4 protein-coding genes are annotated in these 2,435 nt (G+C 68.2%); 3 read left to right on the top strand and 1 reads right to left on the bottom strand.

Annotated elements, in window-relative coordinates:
- Positions 1 to 683, bottom strand: a 683-nt coding sequence (locus A5756_RS00305; RefSeq protein WP_082959958.1) for a septum formation initiator family protein, incomplete at its 3' end; no start/stop codon positions are given.
- On the opposite strand from A5756_RS00305, the gene A5756_RS00300 reads away from it, so the two are divergent.
- The 3 genes from A5756_RS00300 to A5756_RS00290 all read left to right on the top strand — a co-directional run bounded on the left by A5756_RS00300 (position 602) and on the right by A5756_RS00290 (position 2,407).
- Positions 602 to 1,030 carry a DUF501 domain-containing protein gene (locus tag A5756_RS00300; protein WP_066945042.1) on the top strand — a complete coding sequence of 143 codons (429 nt, stop codon included), beginning with the start codon at positions 602 to 604 and terminating at the stop codon, positions 1,028 to 1,030. The two genes, A5756_RS00305 and A5756_RS00300, sit on opposite strands and share 82 nt — an antisense overlap.
- Positions 1,024 to 1,968 carry a Ppx/GppA phosphatase family protein gene (locus A5756_RS00295; protein WP_066945039.1) on the top strand — a complete coding sequence of 315 codons (945 nt, stop codon included), beginning with the start codon at positions 1,024 to 1,026 and terminating at the stop codon, positions 1,966 to 1,968. Before A5756_RS00300 ends, A5756_RS00295 begins: the two co-directional genes overlap by 7 nt.
- Positions 1,969 to 2,068: 100 nt before the next feature.
- A complete protein-coding gene (locus A5756_RS00290) occupies positions 2,069 to 2,407 on the top strand; it encodes a hypothetical protein (protein WP_066945026.1) in 339 nt (112 codons plus the stop codon).
- Positions 2,408 to 2,435 lie beyond the last annotated feature (28 nt).

Below are 2,435 nucleotides of genomic sequence, written 5' to 3'. Positions count from 1 at the left end.
GCCCGGTTGCAATCCACTCGGTGACGAGGCGCTGGCGATCCTGGCCCCCGAACCTTCAATGTCGGGTGTTCTGCCGGGGGAACATTGGCCGGCGGCAGGTGTGGCGCGTCGGCGATGGTGTGCCAGAGCGACGTGTACCAGGGATCGGTGTTGGCGGGTTTCGCCGCCTGGCTTCCGGGCTCGGAAGGTGTCGCCGCGGTCGGCGGCAGCTGGACCTGGAAGGGGATGTCGCCCGGCTTCACGAAGCCGAGCCGCTCGCGGGCCTGCGCGGCGATGTAGGCCGGGTCGCCGAGTTTGGCCTTCTTCTGCTCGAGTTCGGCGATCTGAGCGCGCAACGCGGCTTCGCTCGCCGTCAACTGATTCATCTCCGTGCGCTGTGCGAAGTAGGTCCGCACCGGGCCGGCGATGGTGAGCGTCAGCACGCAGACGACCGCGGCGAGCACCGCCGCCCGCCGCGCGGTGAATCCCAGCCGCTGCTCGGACCGCTGTTCGACCGATTCGACCGCCTGTCGCTTGATGGGCTCGACGACATGCTCGACCGACCTCGCGCCGGGCTGCTTCGCGGTTTGGGACGGCTTGGAAGACGGCTTGGCCGCGCGGCGTGCTCGAAATCGCCTACCGCTGCCCCAACGGCGAGCCCGGCGTGGTGAAGACCGCACCGAGACTTCCTGACGGAACGCCATTTCCGACGCTGTACTACCTGACACATCCGGTGTTGACCGCGGCCGCGAGCAAGCTGGAAACGACGGGCCTGATGCGTGAGATGACCGAGCGGCTGCGGCATGACCCGCAGTTGGCGGCCGCGTACCGGCGGGCGCACGAGTCGTATCTGGCCGAACGGGACGCGATCGAACCGCTGGGCACAACGTTTTCCGGCGGCGGAATGCCGGACCGGGTCAAGTGCCTGCACGTGCTGATCGCGCACTCGCTGGCCAAGGGGCCCGGTTGCAATCCACTCGGTGACGAGGCGCTGGCGATCCTGGCCCCCGAACCTTCAATGTCGGGTGTTCTGCCGGCGGGCCAATGGTGAGCAGACTCGCCGGAATCGACTGCGGCACCAACTCGATTCGTTTACTGATCGCCGATGTGAGCGACGGCCGGCTGCGCGACGTGCATCGGGAGACCCGGATCGTGCGGCTGGGGCAGGGCGTCGATGCGACGGGCGAGTTCGCGCCGGAGGCGATCGCCCGAACCCGCGGCGCTCTGACCGATTACGCGTCGCTGCTCGAGCGCCACGGCGTCGAGCGGGTGCGGATGGTGGCCACGTCGGCCGCGCGCGACGTCGCCAATCGTGATGTCTTCTTTGCGATGACGGCCGATGTGCTGGGCGCTGTGGTGCCGGGCGCGGTGGCGGAGGTGATCACCGGCGCCGAAGAGGCGGCGCTTTCCTTCCGTGGAGCCGTAGGCGAATTGGACCCTGCTGCAGGGCCTTTCGTGGTGGTCGACCTCGGCGGCGGTTCTACCGAGATCGTAGTCGGCGGCGACGCGGTGGTGGCGAGCTACTCGGCCGACATCGGTTGCGTCCGGCTGACCGAACGCTGCCTGCATTCGGACCCGCCGACGCCCGACGAGGTGGAGGCGGCCCGCGCGGTGGTACGTGAACGTCTTGAGGTCGCGCTGGGCGTCGTGCCGGTGGAGGGGGCGCGGACCTGGGTCGGGCTGGCCGGGACGATGACCACGCTGTCCGCGCTGGCCCACCACATGACGACGTATGACTCTGCGGCCATTCATCTTTCGCGGGTCCCCGGCGGCGATCTGCTGGCGGTGTGCGAGCGGTTGATCGCGATGCCCCGATCCGAACGTGCGGCGCTGCCGCCGATGCACGAGGGCCGTGCCGACGTGATCGGCGGGGGTGCGATCGTGGTCGAGGAGTTGGCGCGCGAGTTGCGCGCCCGCGCCGGCATCGACGAGCTGACCGTCAGCGAACACGACATCCTGGACGGCATCGTGCTGTCGATCGCGGAGTAAGTCACAGCCGCCACTTGCGTCTCCGCGCCGGAGGACTCGACGATTTGCCCACCTCATAGCGACAACGCCGGGTGTCACACGGGTATGCGATGGTGCGGCGATGAACCTTCAGGGAATCGAACTGCGTTATGTCCTCACGACGTACATCGCCCACAATGGGCCGGCGACCATCGGCGAAATGATCGAAGCTCTCACCCGGCAGGGTTTTCAGGTCCCCGGTCGGGCCTCGAAGGTCATCTCGGACGCCTTGCGTTGGGAGATCGGCCGGGAAAGGGTGCGTCGCGTCGGCCGCGGCCGGTACGGACCGAGGTCCATCCCACGCTCCACCGAGCACCGAATCCATCAGCGCGTGCTGGCTCTGCGTGAGGCGGCGCGTTGTCGCTATGAGGTGGGCAAATCGTCGAGTCCTCCGGCGCGGAGACGCAAGTGGCGGCTGTGACTTACTCCGCGATCGACAGCACGATGCC

It is taken from the genome of Mycobacterium sp. 852002-53434_SCH5985345 (assembly GCF_001667155.1).
In the GTDB taxonomy this organism is placed as follows: Bacteria; Actinomycetota; Actinomycetes; order Mycobacteriales; family Mycobacteriaceae; genus Mycobacterium.
This window is presented reverse-complemented; position numbering and strand designations above follow the sequence as displayed.